The sequence below is a fragment of the Saccharopolyspora sp. 6V genome (assembly GCF_020176785.1).
In the GTDB taxonomy this organism is placed as follows: domain Bacteria; phylum Actinomycetota; class Actinomycetes; order Mycobacteriales; family Pseudonocardiaceae; genus Saccharopolyspora_C; species Saccharopolyspora_C gregorii.
In genome coordinates this window covers 39,577-61,361 of the sequence record NZ_JAIUKB010000095.1, presented here as the reverse complement: position 1 = coordinate 61,361, position 21,785 = coordinate 39,577, and the positions used below count along the sequence as shown (strand labels likewise).

The following is a 21,785-nucleotide window of genomic DNA, read 5'->3' as shown; positions in this document are numbered from 1 at the left end:
GCGGGGTTCTCGGGGGCCCGCGGGGGTGTATTGTTTTTTTTTTTGGGGCGGCCCCCGTTTTCAACCGCCGCCCCCCGGGGGGGCACCGCTGAGGTTCCGCCACCCGACCCCCTACGCGACAAGAGTCGGCCCGACGGCAAGAAGTTAGGATGCGTGCCCATGCCTCCGTACCCGGAAAACCCCGATGCCGCGTTCGGCGCCGCCCTCGGCACCGTGCCCGCGGGTACGGCCGTCTCCGCGGTCGCCAAGCGGCTGCTGGACCTGTTCACCACCGGCGACCTGGAGCCCGGCACCCGGCTGCCGCCCGAGCGCAGCCTCGCCGCCTCCCTCGGCGTCGGGCGCTCCGCGATCCGGGAAGCGCTGGCGGCGCTGGAGATCCTCGGCATCGTCGACGTGCGGCCCGGCTCCGGCACCTACCTGCGCGGCAGCGCCTCCGAACTGCTGCCGCAGACGCTGAGCTGGGGGCTCATGCTCGGCGAGCCGCGCACCCGCGAACTCGTCGAGGTGCGCAACGGGCTGGAGGTGCTCGCCGTGCGCAGCGCCGCCGTCCGCCGCACCGACGACGACCTCGCCGACCTCGCCGCCCAGCTGGACGGGATGCGGGAGAACCGCACCGAACTGGACAAGTTCGTCGAGGCCGACCGGCTGTTCCACCTGCGGATCGCGGTGGCCTCCGGGAACGTGGTGCTGCAGCAGCTGCTGCAGAACGTGCGCTCGCTATTGCGGCTGTGGGTGGAGCGGGCGCTGGCCGACCAGGGCCACGCCGACCTCGCCCTCGCCGAGCACGAACTGGTCTACGCGGCCCTGCGCGACGGCGACCCGGACGCCGCCGCCGAAGCCATGAGCGCCCACATGCGGACCGCCGCAGGACGGCTCACCGAGCACTTCGGCCAGGAGACGTGACGGGGCCGGTCACCGGGCGGCGATGCCCTCGATCTCGACGAGCATGTCGGGGTCGGAGAGGGCGGCGACCTGGATCAAGGTGCTGGTCGGGCGGCAGTCGTGCGCGGCCAGGATTCCGGTGATCACGTCGTAGTTCGCCGTCACCGCGCGGATATCGATCGCGTGGATGCGCAGCTGCACCACGTCGGCGAGGGTGAACCCGGCCTCGGCCGAGGTCTCCCGGATGCGCTGGAAGGTGAGCTCCAGCTGCGCCCGCAGGTCCCCGCGGTGCGCGATCGAGCCGTCGTCGGCGCGGGACTCGTGCCCCGCGATCAGGAGCCACCGCTCCGGGCGTTCGAGCAGCACCGCGTGCTCGTAGCCGAGCCGCTCGCCGAAGTACCGCGGTCCGATGTCCTCGCGTCGCACGATGAGCCCCCAGGTCCTCGGCCGTCCGTCCGCCGCATTGTCGGCATTCCGGCCGGGACGCGCTCGGCGGTGGGGTGCCGGTGCACGTCCCGTCCGGGACGTGCACCGGTTCGCTCACCAGGTGACCGGCAGGGCCTTCACGCCGCCGGTCACCCGGTCGGAGCGGACGTCGAGGTCGTCGACGTCCACCGCCAGCCGCAGCTTCGGGAACCGCTGGAACAGCTCGGTGAACACCACCTTCAGCTCGGTGCGCGCCAGGCTCGCGCCGATGCAGAAGTGCATGCCGTGCCCGAAGGTCAGGTGCACGTTCGGCTTGCGCTCCGGGTCGAAGTGCTCCGGCTCGCCGTACACCGACTCGTCGCGGTTCGCCGCACCGGTCGGGATGAGCACCGCGTCACCGCGCGCGATGAGCTGCCCGCCGACCTCCACGTCCTCGTGGGCGTAGCGCAGCAGGCCGAGGCCGCTGGGGTCGGCGACCCGCAGGATCTCCTCCACGGTCTGCTGCACCCGGCCGGCCGGGTCGGCGGCGAACTCGTCCCGGCGATCCAGGTCGGTCAGCAGCAGGAGCACCCCGAGGTCGATGCGCGTCACCGTGGTCTCGTGCCCGGCGAACAGCAGGCCGGAGGCGAGCCTGGACAGCTCGCCGTCGTCGAAGTCCGGGTCGGCCTCCTGCGCCCGCACCAGGTCGGTGACCACGTCCTCGCCGGGGGAGTGCCGCTTCGCCTCGGCGAGCCGGGCCATGTACTCGGCCAGCTCGGCCCGCGCGGCCTGCGCGGCGTCGCCGGTGCCCAGCCGGCTCATCCGGTCGGAGAGCCCGGCGAAGTACTCGCGGTCCTCGAACGGCACTCCGAGGAGTTCGCAGATCACCAGCACCGGCAACGGGAACGACAGGTGCTCGTGCAGGTCCACCGGGGAATCCGGGTCCGCGTCGTGCGCGGCCTGCAGCGAGTCCAGGCAGCCCCGCACCAGGTCCTGCACGTGGTCGGTGAGCAGCCGCATCCGCTTCGCGGAGAACGCGGGGGTGAGCAGCTTGCGCATCCGGTTGTGCCGGGCCTGCTCGGTGTCGTAGTCGCCGTTCGGTCCGTTGAGGACGCCCGCGTCGGAGATCATCGAGGCCTGCTCCGGAGCCGGGTGGGAGCGGCCGAACCGCCCGTCACCGAACACGGCGCGCGCCTCCTCGAACGAGGTGATCAGCCACGCCGGGTCCCCGGCGGGCGTGCGCACCCGGGTGATCGGCGCCTGCTTGCGCAGCACCTCGTACAGCGGCGCGATCTCCAGCACGTTCGGCCGGTCGAACGGCAGCTGCGGCAGGGCTTCGGCCGTGGTGCTCATGGGTGCTCCTCCTGTGGTGGTGAATCTGCGGTGGCCCGGGCGGCGATCCCGTCGAGCCAGTCCAGTTCGGCGCGCAGCCTGCGCAGCGACTCGTCCAGCGCCTCCTGCCCCCAGGCGCTCGCGCCGTTGCGGGTGAGCGCGGAAAGCCGGTCGCGGCGCTGCCGCAGCGCGCACCGGCGCGACTCGACGACGCCGAGGCGCTCGTCGGCGGTCAGCCAGTCGAAGTGCGCCAGGCGGGCGAGGAACTCCGGTTCGTCCGCGGCGAGTTCGGCGGGCAGCTCCGCGAGCATGTCGTGCAGCAGCTCCCGGCCGACCTCGGTGATCGTGTAGACGTTGCGCGGCGGCCGGCCCACCTGCGGCTCGGCGGAGCGGGTGACGGCCGCGGCTTCGGTGAACCGCCGCAGCGCCGGGTAGAGCGAGTTGTTCGACAGCGCGAACCCGGTTCCTTCCTCCACCCGTTTCCGCAGTTCGTAGCCGTGCGAGGGCTCCTTGGCGAGATGGGCCAGCAGCAGGACGTCGATCCACACCTAAGTCACGATAACCTAGGTCACCCTGGAGGTCGACCTCCCGCACCGTCCCCCAGGCGAGCGCCCCTTCGCCCCCGCCTGCTCGGTCTGGTGGGCCACTCGCCCGCGGGGCCGTTCCAGGTGAGTGGCCCGTTCGCCTCGCTCGGTCCGGCGGGGCGCTCACCTGGGGTGGTGGGGGCGTGCCCGTTCGGCGGTGAACGCTGGGCCGTTCGGCGGCGTAGGGTCGGGCGGAGTCCGGCCGCAGCCGCAAGGGGGTCGCATCGTGGGAGCCGCGCAGTCCTCGACCGACGAGTTCGTCCGCGAACCGCTGGGCGTGCAGGAGCGGATCACCGCCGACGGGAGCTCCCCGTGGCCCGTCGAACCGCACCGGTACCGGCTCATCGGCGCCCGCGCCTGCCCGTGGGCGAACCGCGTGATCATCGTGCGCAGGCTGCTCGGCCTGGAACCGGTGCTGTCGCTGGGCATCGCCGGCCCGTTGCACGACGACCGCAGCTGGCGCTTCCACCTCGACCCCGGCGGCGTGGACCCGGTGCTCGGCATCGAATGGCTGCGCGAGGCCTACGAGCGGGCGATCCCGGGCTACGACAAGGGCGTGACCGTGCCCGCGGTCGTCGAGATCCCCACCGGGAAGGTCGTCACCAACGCCTACCAGGACCTCGAATTCGACCTCGCCACGCAGTGGACCGCGCACCACCGGCCCGGTGCGCCCGACCTGTTCCCCGCCGCGCACCGCGACGAGATCGCCGAGATCTCCGGTCAGCTGTTCCACGACGTCAACAACGGCGTCTACAAGTGCGGGTTCGCGAAGGCCCAAGGGCCGTACGAGCAGGCCTACGACGCGCTGTTCGCCCGGCTGGACGCGCTGTCCGAGCGGCTCGCCGGGCAGCGCTACCTCGTCGGCGACACGATCACCGAGGCCGACGTGCGGTTCTGGGTGACGCTGGTGCGCTTCGACGCCGCCTACCACGGGCACTTCAAGTGCAACCAATCCACGCTCACCGACATGCCGGTGCTGTGGTCCTACGCGCGCGACCTGTTCCAGACGCCGGGATTCGGCGACACCATCGACTTCGAGCAGATCAAGCAGCACTACTACGGGGTGCACACCGAGATCAACCCGACCGGGATCGTGCCGAAGGGGCCGGACCCGTCGGGCTGGCTGAGCCCGCACGGCCGCGAAGAGCTCGGTGGCCGCCCCTTCGGCGACGGGACCCCGCCCGGTCCGCCGCCGATCGCGGAACGGGTGCCCTCGATCGCCGAGCCCCGGTGAGCATTTCCCGATTCACTCGAACCAACACATTCGATTGCGCCGTTCGGCGCACCCCGGCTGATTCTTCGAATCGCTGATCTTCGGGTTGCTGGGCCATTCGTGAAAACCGCTTGACCTCCGAGTGCGATCTCAAGAAACTGGGCTCGCGCACCGGTTCCAGCAGGTCGCCAGCCGGGAAGGGGTCCCGGCCCTGCTCGACGCGCGAACGATCGGAGCTCCACTGCTCCGAACAGCCATTGGGGGAATGGTCTCATCTCGCGACCCGGCATTTCCGGGTCGAGCGCTTTTCGCGCCCCACGTTCCACTGCCTTTCCCCCTGACCCCGCGCGCTTTCCGGCGCGTGGAGGAATGGGAGGGGCATGCCGACGAACACGTCCTATCCAGGTGTCCACGTCGAGGAGATCCCGAGCAGCGCGCGCACCATCTCCACCGTCACCACCTCGGTGACCGCGTTCGTCGGGCACACCCGCCGCGGGCCGCTGAACGAGCCGGTCCGGGTGACCAGCTTCGCCGAGTTCGAGCGCCGCTTCGGCGGGCTCACCTCACGCGGCGCGCTCGGTTACGCGGTGCACCAGTTCTTCGCCGGCGGCGGCACGATCGCGGTCGTCGTGCGCGTCGCCGCCCGAGGCAGCGGCAAGGCCGCCTCGGTGGTGCTGCACGCCGGTGACCGGCGCAAGGACTGCCCGGTGCTCGCGGTGCACGCGAAGGAACCGGGTGCGTGGGGCAACGGCCTGCACGTCACCGTCGACCACGACACGAACCACCCGGAGGAGACGTTCAACCTGCACGTCGCCGACGCGCGGGTCGGCGCCCGCGAATCCTTCGGCGGCCTGTCGCTGGATCCCGGGCACGGCCGGTACGCGGAGACCGCGGTGAACTCGTCCTCGGCGCTGATCCGCGTCGAAGTGCTGGATTCGGGGCTGCCCGCCGCGAGCGGCACCGTCTCCCGCCCGTTCGACGGCGAGCTGCCCGACCTGAACGTGGAGCTCACCGCGAAGATCGGCGACGTGGAGCGGGACTTCACCCTCTACGAGGAGGACGTGGACGGCGAGGCGCCGTGCACGGTCGCCGAACTGGCGCTGCTGCTGGAGCGCAAGCTGCGCTCGCTGCCGGACGCGCCGGGCAGGCGCGCGTTCGCCGGGGCGACCGTCACCGCGTTCGGCGACCGGCTGCAGACCGTCGCCGGTTCCACCGACCCGGCCGACGAGGTCCGGTTCCGCGGCGAGTGCGCCGGGGACCTCGGGCTCGACGAGACGGTGCGCCCGCCGGTGTTCCCGCTGGAGTGCGGGGAGGACGGCGACCCGCCCGGACCGCGCGACCTCATCGGCAGCGAGGCGCGCAAGACCGGGTTGCAGGCGCTGCGCGACGTGGACGATGTGAACCTGCTGGCACTGCCCGAACTCGCCGGGTACGAGTCCACTGAGGACGTGCTGGCGGTGCTCACCGCCGCCGACCGGATCTGCCGCGAGCGTCGGATCTTCCTGCTGGTGGACGCGCCGGCGGCGTGGTCCGGGGTGGATGCGGTGCGCGCCGGGATCGCCGCGTTCGACCCGGTGCGCAGCGACCACGCCGGTCTGTTCTTCCCGCACCTGCAACTGGTCGACCCGCTGTCCGGGCGGCTGCGGTCCTTCCCGCCGTGCGGGGCGGTCGCCGGGGTCATCGCCCGCACCGACGCCGAGCGCGGCGTGTGGAAGGCGCCCGCGGGGACCGAGGCCAAGCTGCTCGGGGTGCGATCGCCGTCGGTGCGGCTCACCGACCGGGAGAGCGGCCTGCTCAACCCGCTCGGGGTGAACTGCCTGCGCAGCTTCCCCGTGGTGGGCGCGGTCGTGTGGGGCGCGCGGACCCTCGCGGGTTCGGACGCGGCCGACTCGGAGTGGAAGTACCTGCCGGTGCGGCGGCTGGCGCTGCACGTGGAGGAGAGCCTGCGCCGCGGCTTGCAGTGGGCGGTGTTCGAACCGAACACCGAGCAGCTGTGGCAGCAGATCCGGCTCAACGCCTCCGCCTACCTGCACACCCTGTTCCGGCAGGGCGCGTTCCAGGGTGGCACGCCCCGCGAGGCGTACTTCGTCAAGTGCGACGCCGACACCACCACGCAGGAGGACGTCGACCGCGGAGTCGTCAACGTCGTCGTCGGCATCGCCCCGACGAAGCCCGCCGAGTTCGTGATCGTGACCATCCAGCAGTTCGCCGGCCTCCCGCAGGCGTAGCGAACCGGAGGAGTGAGCATGGCCGAGTTCCAGATCAACGCCCACCGCTTCGACCCGTACAAGAACTTCAAGTTCCTCGTCCTCTGGGACGGGCGCACCGTGGCGGGCGTCAGCAAGATCAGCCCGCTGAAGCGCACCACCGAGGTGGTCAAGCACCGCCACGGCGGTGACCCGAGCTCCCCGCGCAAGGCGCCCGGGCGGTCCGAGTTCGAGGGCATCACCTTGGAGCGCGGGGTCACCCACGACCCCGAGTTCGACCGGTGGGCCAACAAGGTCTGGCAGGTCGGCGCCGGGCTCGGGTCGGAGGTGTCGCTCGCGGACTTCCGCAAGGACATCGTCATCCAGCTGCTCAACGAGGCCGGGCAGGTCGCCGTCTCGCACAAGCTGTACCGCACCTGGCCCAGCGAGTACCAGGTGCTGGGCGAGCTGGACGCGAACGCGAACGCGGTGGCGATCCAGAGCTTGAAGCTGGAGTGCGAGGGCTGGGAACGGGACTACGAGGTCCCGGAGCCGACCGAACCCGCGTTCACCAATCCCGCCTGACCGCGCGGCGGACGACGGTTCGGCGGGAGGGGTACCGGGTGGTGGTGACGGGACCGGCGGAGCTGCTGGCCGCTTGGGAAGCGGGGTTGGCGCGACGCGCGGCCGGGCGGGCGGAAGTGCTGCACCGCGCGGCGCGGCCGGAGGCGTCGGTGGCGCAGCTCGACGCGGAACCGCTCGGGGCGCGGGTGGCGGACCTGCTGGTGCTGCGCCGGGCGCTGTTCGGCGAGCGGATGCAGGTGCTGCTGGAGTGCGCCGCGTGCGGCGAGGTCGTCGAGTTCGACCTGGACGCGCGCGGCCTCGCCGACCACCCGCGGCCCACCGGTGATCCGCTGCGGGTCGTCGACGACGGGATCGAGGTCGAGTTCCGGTTGCCGACGGCCGCGGACCTGGACGCCGTGGCCGTGGCCCCGGCCGAGCAGCGCGGCGCTCGGCTGCTGGCCCGCTGCACGCTCGCCGCCGAACGCGACGGCGAACCGGTCGAGCCGGAAAGCCTGCCGGAGCGGGTGCGGCGGCGGATGGCGGAGCTCGCCGAGCAGGCAGATCCGGCGGCGGACCTGGCGGTGACCGTGCACTGCCCGCACTGCGGCGGCGGTACGCCGACGGTGCTGGACGTGGCCGAATTCCTGTGGTCGGAACTGGATTCGTGGTCCCGGGACGTGCTGCTGGACGTGCACCTGCTCGCCGCCGCCTACGGGTGGAGCGAACCGCAGATCCTGGCGCTCAGTCCGCTTCGGCGGCGTTACTACCTGGAGTTGTGCGCTGATGCCTGATTTCTTCGACCGGCTGGCCGCCCGGCACGATCCGGCGGCGGTGCGGCTGCGCCCTCGGCTGCCGGGGCCGTTCGAGCGGGTGGACTCGCTGCCGGACCCGGCGCCGGAGGCCGAATCTCCCGTAGCAGCCCGGATTCCGGCTCCGGTGCTGCGGGAGCGCGAGCTGCGGCGGGTGGAGCGGGAGGTGCACCGCACCGACCGGATCACCTTGGTACGCACCGAATCCCAGGCCACCGAGCCGTCACCGCGGCCGGAAGCCGCACCGCAGCGGGACGAGGCCGAACCGGTGGCGAGGCTGGTGCCGCCGGCGCACGTCACCCCGGCGCCCGAACCGCCGCGCCCGACCCGGGAGAACGTGCCGGGCGAGCCCGAACCGGTGCGGGAGGGCGGCGGCACGCTGCGTCCGGTGGCCGCCGCCCCGGCCCCGGCCGACTCCCCGCGCACCCGGATCGCCGCCGCCGCTGCCGCACCGCGCACCGCGCCCGCGGCCCGCCGCCGGACGCCCGCACCCGCGGAACCGGCCGTGCGGGTGGAGATCGGGCGCCTCCAGGTCAGCGCCGCCGCACCGCCGCGCCCACCGGAACGGCAGCGCGCGGGCCGCCGCGCGCCAGCGGTGAACCTGGCCGACTACCTCGACGAGCGGGCGGGTTCATGAGCAACGCACTGGCCATCGCCACGGTCACGCAGGCCCTCGCGCTGCTGATCGAGAGCAACCTGCGGCCCGAGATCGACTTCGCGGTCTCGGTGGAGACCCGCAAGCCGCCGGCCGAACCGCCGACCGAGCCGACGATCACCGTGTTCCTCTACCAGGTGGCGCCGAACCCGTCGATGCGCAACACCGAGCTGCCCAGCCGCGCCTCCGGTGGCGGGCTGCTGGCCCGGCCCACCGCGGCGCTGGACCTGCACTACCTGATCAGCGCCTACGGCGAGGAGACCGAGCTGGTGGGGCAGCGGTTGATCGGCTGCGTGGTGCGGACCCTGCAGGAGATCCCGGTGCTGCCCCGCGAACTGCTGGTGGAGGCGGCTTCGCGGCCGTACCTGGCGAGCAGCGACCTGGCGGAGTCGCCGCAGCGGGTGCGGTTCTCGCCGATCCAGATGGACACCGACGAGACCTCGAAGTTGTGGGGGATGCTGCACCAGACGCCGTACGCGCTGTCCACGACCTACCAGGGTTCGCTGGTGCTGATCGAGGGCCGCGAGGAGCCGGTGCCGCCGAATCCGGTGCGGCAGGTCGTGCCGACGGCGCGGCCGTTCGGGCCTGCGGATCCCCGTGGTGGCGCGGCGGAATCTCCCGGCGGCGAGGAGCCGGCCGAGCCGCCGGAGGCGACCGGTCCGGAGCGGGCGTCCGGGACCGATCGGGCAGCCGGGACCGGGCGCGCAGCCGGGACCGATCGAGCATCCGAGTCCGATCGAGCTGCCGGGACCGAGCAGGCGTCGGAACCCGGTGCTGCGAAGCCGAATCGGCGCACCACCACGTCGAAGCGGCCCGGTACCGCGAAGCGCACGGGCGGCACCACCGCGACCAAGCGAACGAGCGGCACCACCGGAGCGAAGAGCACCGGCGGCACCACCGGAGCGAAGCGCGGCCGCACGAGTACGACGCGCGGAACCCGCACTCCTCCCTCCGCCGAGCCGGGATCCAGCGAACAGTCCACTTCGGACGGCGCTCGTGATGAGCAGAGCTGATCCGGTGCACGACGAGCGGAGAGGGGGCGCGGGATGACCGAGGAACGCGACGGCGCGGACTCGGCGCTGGCGGTCGCGGTGCGCGCGGTGCTGGCCGCGCTCGAAGCGCACGCCGGTGGCGAGACCGCCGAGCACGCCATCCCGCCGGTGCCCGAGCTGGAGGCGCTGGCCGGCTGCTTCGGCCTGAGCACCTTCGAACGCGAGGTGCTGCTGCTGTGCGCGGCGATGGAGCTGGACGCGGGCACGGCGGGCCGGTGCGCGGCGGCGAGCGGTTCGGCCCGCGCGCACCCCACGTTCTCCCTCGCGCTGGCCGCGCTGACCGAGCCGCACTGGAGCGCGCTGACGCCGGTGTCGCCGCTGCGCCGCTGGCGGCTGGTGGAGCTGGACGAGCAGGCGGGGTTGACCACCGGCCGGTTGCGGATCGACGAGCGGGTGCTGCACTTCCTGCTCGGCTCCCCGTACCTGGACGCGCGGCTGCACGGCCTGCTGCGCCGCGTCCCGGAGCCGGGGCGGCTGCCCGCCTCCTACCGAGACGCCGCGGAGCGGATCGCGTCGAGCTGGGCGGACGGCGACGCGGAGACCGCGTTGCGCGTGGAGCTGGTCGGCGGGGACGCGCGCACCCGCGCGGACCTGGCGGCCGCCGCCGCGGACGCCTGCGACCTGGGCCTGTACGCGCTGTCCGCGGAGGACGTGCCGGACGATCCGGCGGAGCGGGACCTGCTGGCGCGGTTGTGGCAGCGGGAGGCGGTGCTGCTGCCCGCCGCACTGCTGCTGGAGGTGGACGAGCCGAACCGCGAGCAGCTCGCGGCGGCCGAGGCGTTCGTGGAATCGGCGGCGGTGCCGCTGGTGATCGGCAGTGCGGAACCGCGCCCGAGCTCCCGCGCCCGCGGTGCGCGGATCACGGTGCCCGCGCTGGACGACGCCGAGCAGTTCGAGCTGTGGCGCGGCGCGTTCGGCGGGCTCGCCGACGCCGAGGTGGGGAACCTGGTCGCCCAGTTCGCGCTGCCGCCGCACGTGGTGGTCTCCGCCGCCGCGACCGTGCGCGGCACCGCGGACGGCGACCTGGCGCAGGCGGCGTGGCGGGCCGGGCTGGAGCAGGCCCGGATGGGGCTGGACGAGCTGGGCAGGCGCATCGAACCGGCCGCGGGCTGGGGAGACCTGGTGCTGCCGGAGCGGCAGCTGCGGGTGTTGCGCGAGGTCGTCGCGCACGTGCGGCAGCGCGCCACCGTGCACCACGACTGGGGCTTCTCCGCGACGCTGCGCCGCGGCCTGGGCGTGACGGCGCTGTTCGCGGGCGGTTCCGGCACCGGCAAGACGCTCACCGCCGAGGTGATGGCCCGCGAGCTGGGCCTGGACCTGTTCGTGATCGACCTGTCGCAGGTGGTCAGCAAGTACATCGGCGAGACGGAGAAGAACCTGCGCAAGGTCTTCGACGCGGCCGAGCGCGGCGGGGCGCTGCTGCTGTTCGACGAGGCGGACGCGCTGTTCGGCAAGCGCAGCGAGGTCAAGGACAGCCACGACCGCTACGCCAACCTGGAGGTCAGCTACCTGCTGATGCGGATGGAGGCGTACCGGGGCCTGGCGATCCTCACCACGAACATGAAGAAGGCGCTGGACTCGGCGTTCCTGCGCCGGATCCGCTTCGTGGTGGACTTCCCGTTCCCCGGCGAGGCGGAGCGCGCCGAGATCTGGCGGCGCGTGGTGCCGGAGCAGGCGCCGGTGAAGGACCTCGACCCGGAGCTGCTGGCGCAGTTGACGGTGGCGGGCGGTTCGATCCGCAACATCGCGCTGTCCGGCGCGTTCCTCGCCGCCGAGGACGGCGAACCCGTGCAGATGCGGCACATGCTCGCCGCCGCGCACACCGAGTACCGCAAGCTGGAGCGGTCCCTGACGCCCTCGGAGGTGCGGGGATGGGTGTGAACGTGCACATCGGCGAGCTGGTGCTGGACGGGTTCGACGGCGTCGACCCGGACCGGGTCGCGGTCGCGTTCCAGGCGGAGCTGACCCGGCTGGTGGAGCAGCGCGGCGTGCCGCTCGCCGCGTGGGGCCCGCGCCAGGTGGACGGCATCGCGGACCTGCCGCCGCTGCCCGCGACCACGTCCCCGACCCGGTTGGGCGAGGCGCTGGCGCGGTCGGTGCACGCGGGTCTCAGCGGCAGGGGGCGATCCGGATGAGCGCACCCGTCCCGGCCCGGCAGTCCCGTTCGACGCAGGATTCCCGGCGCCGCAAGCGGAAGAACCGCACCGCGGGCCGGGCCCCGGAGCCGAAGGAGATCGTCAGCGGCGCCGGCCAGCCCCTCGACGAGAGCACCCGGCGCGAGTTGGAGGAATCGCTCGGCCACGACTTCAGCCGCGTCCGCCTGCACACCGACCGCGACTCCGGCGAGCTCGCGCAGGACCTCGGCGCGGACGCGGTGGCGGTGGGCCAGGACGTGCTTTTCGCGCCCGCGAAGTTCCGGCCCGGCACGGCCGAGGGCACCCGGCTGCTCGCGCACGAACTCCTGCACACCGTGCAGAACCCGCACGGGCTCGGTGCCCTGCGCGCGGGCCGCGAGCTGGGCGCGGTGAGCCTGCCGCAGCAGGCGATCGAGCGCGAAGCCGAGTCCACTTCGGACCCGGCGGCGGTGCGCTCCGGTCAGGCCACGCCCGGCTGGTTGCGCTACGCGACGGTCGACGCCGACCGCCGCCGCGCCGAGGAACTGGACCCGGCGACGATGATCGACCGGCTCGCCAACGGCATCCAGCGCTCGCTGCGCGGTGATCCGGAGGACCGGTCCAAGCGCACTCGGAAGCGGCTCGCGCGGCTGCCCGAGGACGTCCTCGACGTCGTGCTGGACCGGTTGGAGTCGCGGCTGCTCAGCTCCGAGCACGAACGCGTCCTGGACCTCCTGGACGAGGTGGAGGCGGACCCGGCCCTGGAACCCGGCGCGATGGCGACCCCGGCGGTCGAACCGGACGCGCACGCCGAGGTGCTCGCCGAACGCGAGGAGCAGCAGCAGGAATCCGACCAGCGGCGCGAATCCGAGCAGCAGCCGCCCGAAGCCACCGGACCGGAGAAGGAGCAGGAGGTCCCTGGCGGCGCGGACGGCGGGACGCCGGAGAACGCGGGGCCGGAGGCCGCGGCACCGGAGCAGGACGCGGCGGTGGGGGAACAGGAGTCGGCGGAGCCCGCTTCCGAGCAGGACTCGGAGGAATCCGCCGCGGACTCCGGGGAATCCGAGGAGCAGGGCGGGGAGCAGGACGCCGAGCAGCAGCCGGAAGGCGAGCAGGCCGCTGACGAGAAGGGCGCTGACGAGAAAGCCGCTGACGAGAAGGACTCCGAGGACAAGGGCGAGGACGAGCAGGCCGAGCAGGACGAGAAGGAGGCGGGCGAGGAGGAGAGCGCCGAGCAGGACTCGGCGGCGCAGAACCGCCCAGACGCCATCGATCCGCTCGTGGCGAAGCCGAAGGACCGGCAGCAGGACGTCGACCCCTCCCCGGAGCAGGCGGGCAAGGACACCCAGCTCGCCGGCGCCGTCGATTCCCTGGACGGCGCCCGCAACCAGGACGTGCTCGGCCCGGAGGAGGAACCGGACTCGGAGGCGCACGGCGGCGACTCGGAGGTCGAGGTCGGCGGCGAGGAGAAGAGCGCCTGGGACGTGAAGTTCGCCCCCGAGGACTTCTTGCCCGAGCAGGACCTGGACGTCTCCGGCGTGCCGACCGCGGACAAGCTGGAACCGGGCGCCGCACCGCCGCCGATGCCGTCCTTCCCCGCGCCACCGCCGACGAAGGCCGAGCAGGTCCAGGCGGAACGCGACGCGGAGGACGCCGAGGACGAGGCGGCCGAAGCCGAGCCGGTGGAGGCGGAACCGGAGGAGCAGGCCGAACCGGACCCGTCGATCACCACCGAGGGCACGCCGGGAGCGGCGGACCTGGCGACCCTCGCCGCGGACAAGGCCGCCGAGAAGCAACCCGGCGCGGCGGCGAAGCCCACCGACCCGAAGGCGGGCGCGGATCCCGAAGCAGGTCCCGCCGAGGCGCAACGCCTCGCCCAGGAGGCCCCGGGCAAGACCGAGGGCGCGAAGGACGAACCCGGCGGCGCCGTCAAGGAATCCGCGGCGAAGGAGGAGCGGGACGGGGCGGGCAAGGGCGGCAAGGATTCGGGCGGCAAGGATTCGGCGGGCGGGACCGAGAAGGGCGGCGAGCAGCCGGGCAAGGGCGGGAAACCGGACCAGGACGCGCAGGGCGGGGGCACCGAGTCCGAGAAGTCCGAAGCCGGCGGCGAGGATTCCGGCGGCGCAGCGGGCGCGAAGAGCACCGACGACGCGGAATCACCTTCCACAGCGCGGGATTCGCACACCACCGGCGGCACCGAGCCGACGAACGAGTCCAGCACCGGTACCGATCAGCCCCAGCAGGAGCAGCCCGCACCCGCGAAGCAGAGCTCCACCCCCGCTCCGGCGGCGACCGGCGAGGCCCCGAAACCGACATCGGAACCGACGACCAGAGCGGCCAAACCGACCTCCGCGCCCGCCCAGAAGACCGAGCAGGCGGCCCCGAAACCCGAACAGGCCAAGCCGGCGCCCGCCGCGCCGAAGGCCGGACCCGCTCCGACCGCCCCGCGCTCCGGCGGCGGCGGGAAGGCGGGCAAGGGCGGTGGGGCGAAGGCGAAGAAGCAGGCGCAGGCCGCCCCGAACCTCTCCCAGGTGTCCCCGGAAGCGGGCCTGCGCACGGCGTCCGGTCTGAAACCGCACGTGGCGTTGCAGGCGATGGGCGGGGTGGACGGCGCCGTGGACCGCACGGTCGGCGACGAGCACCAGCAGCTGGCGGCCGATCCGCCGTCGATGCAGCGCCCGTCCGGTGCTCCGCAGACCGCGAGCGGTGCCCCGGACACCGATGCCCCCGCCGAGTATTCCCAGGACGAGGCGGCGAAGTCCGACGCCCCCGAGAGCAAGGACGCGGAGGTCAAGGGCGAGAAGAAGCCGGAGGGCCCGATCCCCGCCGAGGAGGTGGAGGAGCCGGACGGCTGGGACACGTTCCTGATGGGCGCTGGCTACGTCATCGGCTGGCTCGGCGAGAAGGTCGGTTTCGACGTCTCCCCGGAGGATCTGGCCGCCCAGTTCGCCGGGATGCCCACTGAGGACGAGGCGATGGAGCAGGCGAAGGCCGGCACCGCCCCCGGGGTGGAGATGCAGGGCGACGCCGGGGACAAGTCCCGCGAGCAGGACGACGCGGTCACCACGAAGGGCGAGCAGACCGCCGACACCGCCCGGGACGACGCGAGCCGCGGCATGGGCGAGGACCAGGTCTACCCGGACGCGCCGAAGGAGCAGCTGAAGGGCGAGGTCCCCGGCCGCGAGGGCGGGAAGGGCGGCGGCAAGGTCGACGCCGGAACCGGTGCCGTACCACCGGAAGCGGCCTCGGAGGTCGCCGAGCACGAGCGCGGCAAGGAGTTCAAGTCCGCGTTCGGCAAGGGCGAGCAGGGCCTGTCCGACGGCAAGCAGCAGAAGGACCGCGACACCCGCACTTCCCGGCAGAAGCACGACCGCGAGGTCGACGCGGAGGTGAAGCGCAACACCGACCAGCAGACCGGCAAGCGCGAATCGACGTTCGACGACGTCTCCGGCGAGCGGGAGAAGTGGCGCGCGGACCAGGATGCCGAGCTCGACAAGCTCGGCACCGGCAAGACGGAGAAGCGCGAGCAGGCCCGCAAGGACGTGGAGAAGGAGGAGCAGGACACCGACAAGAAGGTCGAGGAGCGCAAGAAGGACGACGACGAGGGCATCAAGAACAAGCGGGAGACCGCGAAGACCGAGGCGAAGACGAAGCGGGACGACACCTCGCGGGAGTCGAAGAACTGGGTGGAGAAGGCCTTCGACGAGATCAAGAGGTTCTTCATCGAACTCCGCGACAAGATCGTGGCGATCCTGCAGGCCGCGCGCGACGCCATCGTCGACTTCATCGAGAACTTCAAGCGCGACGTCGAGAACCTCATCAAGACCATCCGCGACAAGATCGTGGGGCTGGTCGAGGACCTGATCGAGGCGCTGATCGAACTGGCCGTCGCGCTGGTGAAGGCGGTCATCGAGCTGGCCCGGCGCATCCGGCAGTTCATCGAAGACCTGGTGGCCGCCGCCATCGCCTTCGTCACCGAGCTCGCCGCGAAGCTCAAGCAGCTCATCACCGACCTGCTCGAAGCGATCTCGAAGCTGCTCAGCGACATCCTCAACGTGCTGAAGAAGGCGCTCGCCGACGTCGTGCAGGCGGTGAAGGACGCCATCAAGTCGGTGCTGGACTTCGCCTCGAAGCTCCTGGCGGGCTTCGGCGAGTTCATGATGGTCGCCGTCGATTTCCTCGCCGACCCCGGCGGCTGGCTCTCCGGAGCGAAGAGCTCCGCGGAGGACGGCGCGAAGAACCACTTCTTCCGCGAGGTCAAGAGCGCCGTCAAGGACTGGTTCAACCAGAAGATCGAGGAGATCATCGGCCTGCCGAAGGCCATCTTCGAGCGGTTGAAGAAGGGCGGCATCAGCCTCCAGGAGATCGTCAAGGAGACCTGGGACGCCGTAGTCCCGCAGCTGCCGTTCATCATCGGCGAGATCGTCATCACCAAGGTGATCGCGAAGCTCATCCCCGGCGCCGGCTGGGTCGCCGCCGTCATCGACGCCTTGCAGACCGCGATCGGCGCATTGGGCGAGATCCTCCGAGCGTTCGGCGCTGTCCTCGACTGGCTCAAGTCCGTCGGCAAGGGCGGCAACGGAGTCCTGTTCGCCAAGGCGGTGGCGGCGGGCGTCGTCGCGCTCCTGGAACTCGCCTACCAGTTCCTCCTCGACGGCATCGGCAAGTACGTCAGCAAAGTCGGCGACCGCTTCAAGACCCTGGCGGCCTCCCTCGGCAAGAAGGACAAGGGCGGCAAGGAAGGCGGCGCAGCTCCGCCCGAGGACCGCGGCGGCAACGGCTCCGACAAGCAGCAGCAACCCGGCGCCGGCGACAAGGCCCCCGGAGACAAGGGACCTTCGGATGACGGAACAGACACCCCGGCCCCGAAACCAGGCCGTCCCGGTGGCGGCAAACCCAGTGGTCAGGGGGGTAAGACCGGCGTTCGCAGCGACAAGAAGGCTGACCAGGGCAAGACCGGCGACAAGGCCGACGCGCCGAAGAAGCCGGGCGACGACTCCAAGAAGCACCCGGCGAAGGACGACAAGCCTCGCAAGGACGACCACAAGGACGCGAAGAAGGAGGACAAGCCCGACGGGCGGCATTCGGACCCGCACCGCCGGAAGGACGAGGACGGGCAGCGGCGCCGGGACCCGGACCGTCGTGATGACGAGCGCCGCGACGGCAAACGCCGCGACGACGACCGCGAATCCCCGGCTAAGAAGAAGCAGCAGGACGACGAGCGGGACCGCAAGCGGGACGACGACGAACAGGACCGCAAGCGCAAGGACGACGACGCGCAGCGCAAGCAGAAGGACGAAGCGGACCCGAACCGCAAGAAGGACGAGGACTCGGACCGCCCGAAGAAGGACGACGACGTCCCCGGACGCAGGGACGATCGGCGCAGCCAGGAGCGGGAGCGGAAGAAGGACCGCGACGAGAAGCGGGACCGGGATCGCAAGAACAACCGGGACAAGGCGGACAGCGGATCGAACAAGCGCAAGCGCAAGGACGACGACGACCGGAGACGTCCGAAGGACCGGGACCGCGATCCCTCCAGGGATCGCAGGCGCGAACGCGATCGGAACGAGAACAAGCAGAGCAAGAAGAACGATCGGAAGAAGGACGAGGAGTCCAAGAAGTCCAAGGATGATCAGCTGGACAAGATCGTGGCACGCTTACGCCCCAAGCTGTACGCGAAGATGAAGGACGGTATCCAGCGTCCTCGGTTCCTCGATCTGCTCGGTGCGCTGAAGGCGCACTACCGATTGACCGGGTTGGGTCCGGTCGGCGGTGATCCTTTCATCGTGGTCGCCACGCTGAACCCGTCCCGGCCGGTTTTGCGGGGTGAGTACACCGAGCCGCATTCTGAGCCCGATGCCTACAGCGTTCCTCCCGGAGAACCGAAAGGGGAGGATGTGGTTCAGGACGGTTGGACCGGCCGTGCGAAGAAGGGGCAGTGGTACACCGGAAAGATCATGCAGGTTCGGCGCAAGGATGGACGCCAGGTCCAGTTCGACTTCTACGGTCACGGACCTTCGGGGAAGGGCGAGTTCAGGGTTCCGGTGCGGGAGGTCAAGGAACGTTGGGAGCGGGTCGACTTCGATAAGAGGTGGTACGCGCTCGGTCCGGACTTCGAGGCCATTCGGCAGCGGGACCTGTGGAGTGAGTACAACCAGGCTCGGCAGGTTCTGAACTATCGGATGACTGCGAGGTTCACCAATCCGGACACGCCCACGAGCACTTCGAAATCAGGAAACCCGGTGAAGCCGCAGTGGCACCATATCGTCGAGCAGCGGCAGAACGGCCCCAACCATACGAAGAACTTGGTGCTCACTGCGGCCACTGCTAATCAGGACTTCAATACTTGGATGGATCACAGTCAGCCTGCCGCGAACCCGTCGACGACGTCCAAGCACGGTCTGCCTTCTACGAACGGGAAGCCGGTGTACCAGTACCTCCGAGGTGCTGGGTATTCGGAAAAGATGGAGTGGGGTGTGCGCTGCATGGAGGAGGTGCTCGGGCGGAATCCGCTCGGGATGCAGAGTGTGAGCAAGGGGCGCGGAATTTTCCTGAAACTTCCGTAGTGGCGGCCTTGGGAGGGGAGTCTATTGGGTGACGTTGTGTTGTTCGACGGTGCGGGCTCCGTCGTGAGGTCGGAGTTGTCGGCTCGAGGAGCTGTGGAAATAGCTTCTGATCCGGAGGAGTGGCGTATTCCGGACGAGTCGTTCGACGAGGTGGTCGATGAATTGATCGGAAGGGGGTACGAGTTGCGGGTGACGTCGCCTCGGCTGGAACAGGGAGTTCCCCGGGGGGAGCAAGCTGCTTACTTGTGCCTTGTTCCTGAGTGGCAGGTGGATGAGCTTCCCGCTGGGCCGAAGCTGACTTATGCCGAGAGTGGTGACGTCATAGCTAATCGGGAGCTGGTGGATTTGGTCGCGCCGCTGGCTCCTGGCGTTCAATGGTCGCCGAGCGATCGCGCGGGGTTCTCAAGTGTTTCGAGTGCGCCTCATCTTCCTGATCCGATCGAGATAAAGTCGCTTTTCAAGAAATGGCCGCGACGTGGCGGGCTGTGGGTTGTCTCGCATGATGGTCGCGAGTACTTCACCGATGCGAACGCCCGTGCGATCGCTGCTGGTGGAATCGCTTGGGTATCCGGGTATCGGCACGGGGGTGCGACGTTGCCCAGTCCTCCGACCTTGATCTGGAGTGGAGTGGTGATCGATGTCCTCGTGTCTGAGGGGATTCGGTTCTCCAGCAGCCCGGGTTATTACCTCCGTGAAGATCGTGACCGGTGACCGCGAGTTGATTGGACTGGTATGACCCGCTACGTCGACATCCCCAAGCCGATCCGGTCCGGCATCGTGCTCGTCGACCCCGAGCGCGGCACCCCGCAGCGGGTGATCGTGTTGCAGTTCAACCCGGACACGCTCGAACGCTCGGTGTCGCCACAGTCCGCGGGAGGCGAGGGTGATTCCGGCGGTGGTGGCAGCGGATCGGGCGACAAGAACGAGGCGCTGCGGCTGAAAGGCCCGGCGGAGGAGTCGTGGAAGTTCACGGCGGAGATCGACGCGACGGATCAGCTGGAGATCGCGGCACCGGAGGGCATTCACCCACAGCTGGCGGCGCTGGAGATGCTGGTGCAGCCGACGACTGCTCAGCTCCGCGAAGCGACGCGGCTCGCGAAGAACGGGACGATCGAGATCAGCCCGATCGAGATGCCGTTGACCCTGTTCACCTGGGGCGGCAAGCGGGTGATCCCGGTGCGGCTGACCGAGATGTCCATCAACGAGTCCGCGTTCGACGTGAACCTGAATCCGATCCGGGCGAGCTTGAGCCTCGGCTTGAAGCTGCTGACGGTGAGCGACCTGCCGCCGGGGCATCGGGGCGCGGAGCTGTACCTGGCGCACCTGGCGCAGAAGGAACGACTCGCGGGCATCGGAACGCTGGGTTCGCTGGGTTCCTTGGGCCTGAACGGGGCAGGGGCGGGGAGGTAGGCCGTGATCGAACCGTACGAGACCGCGCTGGACGACATCCCGGGCGCGCACCCGTATCCGCGCACGAGCCGGTACCACGACGTGGAGATCGGGGTGCACCGCACGGCCGACGGCACCGAGGTGCGGTACGCGAAGCGCCGGCTGCTGCCGAAGCTCCCGGAGCACGCGGACGAGCACGTGGTGAACGCCGGCGAGCGCCCGGATCACCTGGGGCAGCGGTACTTCGGCGATCCGGGCCAGTGGTGGCGGATCGCGGACGCGAACCCGGTGCTGGACCCGGCAGAGCTGACCGCGGAGCCGGGCCGGGCGATCGACGTGCCGAGCCCGGGGAGCTTCGATGTCTGAGGTCCCGATCGGTTCCGGCCCGGTGCACCTGAGCCTGCACATGGGCCCGAAGCTCACCAGGCCCGTGCCGGGCGAGGTGGCGCAAGCACTGCTGTCCGCGCAGATCACCAGCACCGCGGGCGAGCGCAGCGGTTTCCAGCTGGCGTTCGACCTCACCAAGAAGGGCCGGATCGTCGACCGCCTGCTGCCGGAGGGCTTCTTCGACCCGAAGACGCGGGTGGTCCTGGCGCTCACCATCAAGGGGACGCCGAGCGTCATCCTCGACGGGCTGATCGTGCGCAACGAGGTCGGCGCCAGCAACCAGCCGGGGCAGTCCACGCTCACCGTCACCGGCGAAGACCTCACCTTGCTGCTGGACCTCGAAGAGCGCACCGACCGGTATCCGAACCTGGCGCCCTCGCAGCGGGTGGAGCGGATCCTGGGCAAGTACACCGACTACGGCATCGACAGCCGCATCATCCGCGAGCAGGTGCACCAGCCGCCGCGGGAGGAACTGCGCGTCGACTACCAGTCGAGCACCGATCTGCAGTACGTCAACGACTTGGCCCGCGCCAACGGGTACACCTTCTACCTCGATCCCGGACCGCGCCCGGGCCGCTCCACCGCCTACTGGGGCCCGGAGCAGCGGCTGGGGCAGCGGCAGCACGCGCTCACCGTCAACATGGATGCGCATTCCACTGTGGACCAACTGACCTTCGCCTACGACGGGACCGCCCGCGAACAACCCGAGGCGCGCGTGCAGGACCCGGCGACCCGGCAGGTCACGCTGCTGCCGGACCCGGACATCGGGCCGCTGCGCCCACCGCTGGCGCGGCGCGAATCCCCGGCGTTGAAGCGGAAACCCCTGTCCGGCATGGCGAAGATGGATCCGGAACGAGCCCGCGCGCAGGCGCTCGCGCGGGCCGCGACCTCCGCCGACGCGATCTCCGGATCCGGCTCGCTGGACGTGAACCGGCACGGGTACGTGCTGCGGCCCCGCGAGCTCGTCGGGGTGCGGGGCGCGGGCGTCACCTACGACGGCGACTACTACGTGAAATCGGTGACGCACAACCTGCGGGTCGGTTCGTACCAGCAGAACTTCACGCTCTCCCGCGAAGGGCTCGTGGCCCGCAGCGACACCGTCCGCCCCTAGCCCGAGGAAGGAACCGCATGGCCGACGCATCGAACAACCGCTTCCTCGGCAAGTTCCGCGGCCGGGTCGTGGACAACGCCGACCCGCTGCAGATCGGGCGGATCACCGCGCAGGTGCCGGACGTGCTCGGCGACGTGGCCTCCACCTGGGCGCTGCCGTGCCTGCCGTTCACCGGCCGCGGCGCCGGGCAGTATGTGGTGCCGCAGGTCGGCGCCGGCGTGTGGATCGAGTTCGAGCAGGGCGATCCGAGCTTCCCGATCTGGACGGGCTGCTGGTACGGCGACCGCTCCGAGCTGCCGCCGGACGCGCTCGGCGAGCGCCAGCCCGTCGTGATCCGGACGCCCGGCGACCACAAGCTGCTCATGTCCGACGTGCCCGGCGGTGAAGGAATCCTGCTGCGCGCGGCGAGCGGGGCGTACGTGCAGATCGACGAGAAGGGCGTGACCGTCGGCAACGGCAAGGGCGCGTCCGTGGAACTCGTCGGCGACGAAGTGAACATCAACCAGGGCCGGTTGATCGTGCCCAAGAGGCAGTAG

18 protein-coding genes are annotated in these 21,785 nt (G+C 71.1%); 15 read left to right on the top strand and 3 right to left on the bottom strand.

What is annotated here, in order from left to right; genetic code table 11:
• Positions 1 to 159: 159 nt before the first annotated feature.
• Positions 160 to 903, top strand: a complete 744-nt coding sequence (locus LCD35_RS19320) for a FadR/GntR family transcriptional regulator (protein ID WP_224955578.1) — start codon at positions 160 to 162, stop codon at positions 901 to 903.
• Between the two features lie 9 nt (positions 904 to 912).
• On the opposite strand, the gene LCD35_RS19315 is transcribed toward LCD35_RS19320, so the two are convergent.
• The 3 genes from LCD35_RS19315 to LCD35_RS19305 all read right to left on the bottom strand — a co-directional run bounded on the left by LCD35_RS19315 (position 913) and on the right by LCD35_RS19305 (position 3,167).
• The gene (locus LCD35_RS19315; protein WP_224955579.1) at positions 913 to 1,308 is read right to left on the bottom strand and encodes a Rid family hydrolase; all 396 of its coding nucleotides are present in this window, start codon (positions 1,306 to 1,308) and stop codon (positions 913 to 915) included.
• A 114-nt stretch (positions 1,309 to 1,422) separates the two neighbouring features.
• A complete protein-coding gene (locus LCD35_RS19310) occupies positions 1,423 to 2,640 on the bottom strand; it encodes a cytochrome P450 (RefSeq protein ID WP_224955580.1) in 1,218 nt (405 codons plus the stop codon).
• Complete coding sequence (locus LCD35_RS19305; protein WP_224955581.1) at positions 2,637 to 3,167, bottom strand: PadR family transcriptional regulator; 531 nt, start codon at positions 3,165 to 3,167, stop codon at positions 2,637 to 2,639. The genes LCD35_RS19310 and LCD35_RS19305 overlap by 4 nt, the downstream gene beginning before the upstream one ends.
• Before the next feature lie 262 nt (positions 3,168 to 3,429).
• On the opposite strand from LCD35_RS19305, the gene LCD35_RS19300 reads away from it, so the two are divergent.
• From LCD35_RS19300 to LCD35_RS19235, 14 genes are all read left to right on the top strand, one after another.
• Complete coding sequence (locus LCD35_RS19300) at positions 3,430 to 4,437, top strand: glutathione S-transferase family protein (protein WP_225044603.1); 1,008 nt, start codon at positions 3,430 to 3,432, stop codon at positions 4,435 to 4,437.
• 359 nt (positions 4,438 to 4,796) lie between these two features.
• Complete coding sequence (locus LCD35_RS19295) at positions 4,797 to 6,644, top strand: phage tail sheath C-terminal domain-containing protein (RefSeq protein WP_225044602.1); 1,848 nt, start codon at positions 4,797 to 4,799, stop codon at positions 6,642 to 6,644.
• Positions 6,645 to 6,662: 18 nt separating this feature from the next.
• On the top strand, positions 6,663 to 7,187 hold the full coding sequence (locus tag LCD35_RS19290) for a phage tail protein (protein WP_224955584.1): 525 nt from the start codon (positions 6,663 to 6,665) through the stop codon (positions 7,185 to 7,187).
• Positions 7,188 to 7,231: 44 nt separating this feature from the next.
• Entirely contained in the window at positions 7,232 to 7,957 is a 726-nt protein-coding gene (locus LCD35_RS19285; protein ID WP_224966070.1) for a hypothetical protein, read from the top strand.
• Complete coding sequence (locus LCD35_RS19280) at positions 7,950 to 8,612, top strand: hypothetical protein (protein ID WP_225044601.1); 663 nt, start codon at positions 7,950 to 7,952, stop codon at positions 8,610 to 8,612. The genes LCD35_RS19285 and LCD35_RS19280 overlap by 8 nt, the downstream gene beginning before the upstream one ends.
• Complete coding sequence (locus LCD35_RS19275) at positions 8,609 to 9,643, top strand: DUF4255 domain-containing protein (RefSeq protein WP_225044600.1); 1,035 nt, start codon at positions 8,609 to 8,611, stop codon at positions 9,641 to 9,643. The genes LCD35_RS19280 and LCD35_RS19275 overlap by 4 nt, the downstream gene beginning before the upstream one ends.
• A gap of 33 nt (positions 9,644 to 9,676) precedes the next feature.
• A complete protein-coding gene (locus LCD35_RS19270; RefSeq protein WP_225044599.1) occupies positions 9,677 to 11,563 on the top strand; it encodes an ATP-binding protein in 1,887 nt (628 codons plus the stop codon).
• Entirely contained in the window at positions 11,554 to 11,817 is a 264-nt protein-coding gene (locus LCD35_RS19265) for a hypothetical protein (RefSeq protein WP_224955589.1), read from the top strand. The genes LCD35_RS19270 and LCD35_RS19265 overlap by 10 nt, the downstream gene beginning before the upstream one ends.
• Positions 11,814 to 18,362: a DUF4157 domain-containing protein gene (locus LCD35_RS19260; protein WP_225044598.1), complete on the top strand. Its 6,549-nt coding sequence runs from the start codon at positions 11,814 to 11,816 to the stop codon at positions 18,360 to 18,362. Before LCD35_RS19265 ends, LCD35_RS19260 begins: the two co-directional genes overlap by 4 nt.
• 93 nt (positions 18,363 to 18,455) lie before the next feature.
• Positions 18,456 to 19,073, top strand: coding sequence for a hypothetical protein (locus LCD35_RS19255; protein ID WP_224955591.1), 618 nt, complete (start codon positions 18,456 to 18,458; stop codon positions 19,071 to 19,073).
• A gap of 21 nt (positions 19,074 to 19,094) precedes the next feature.
• Positions 19,095 to 19,772 (top strand): hypothetical protein, encoded by a 678-nt coding sequence (locus LCD35_RS19250; RefSeq protein WP_224955592.1) that lies wholly within the window; start codon positions 19,095 to 19,097, stop codon positions 19,770 to 19,772.
• A 3-nt stretch (positions 19,773 to 19,775) separates the two neighbouring features.
• Entirely contained in the window at positions 19,776 to 20,117 is a 342-nt protein-coding gene (locus tag LCD35_RS19245; protein ID WP_224955593.1) for a LysM domain-containing protein, read from the top strand.
• A complete protein-coding gene (locus tag LCD35_RS19240; RefSeq protein ID WP_225044597.1) occupies positions 20,110 to 21,249 on the top strand; it encodes a hypothetical protein in 1,140 nt (379 codons plus the stop codon). The genes LCD35_RS19245 and LCD35_RS19240 overlap by 8 nt, the downstream gene beginning before the upstream one ends.
• Positions 21,250 to 21,266: 17 nt before the next feature.
• Positions 21,267 to 21,785, top strand: coding sequence for a phage baseplate assembly protein V (locus tag LCD35_RS19235; protein WP_224955595.1), 519 nt, complete (start codon positions 21,267 to 21,269; stop codon positions 21,783 to 21,785).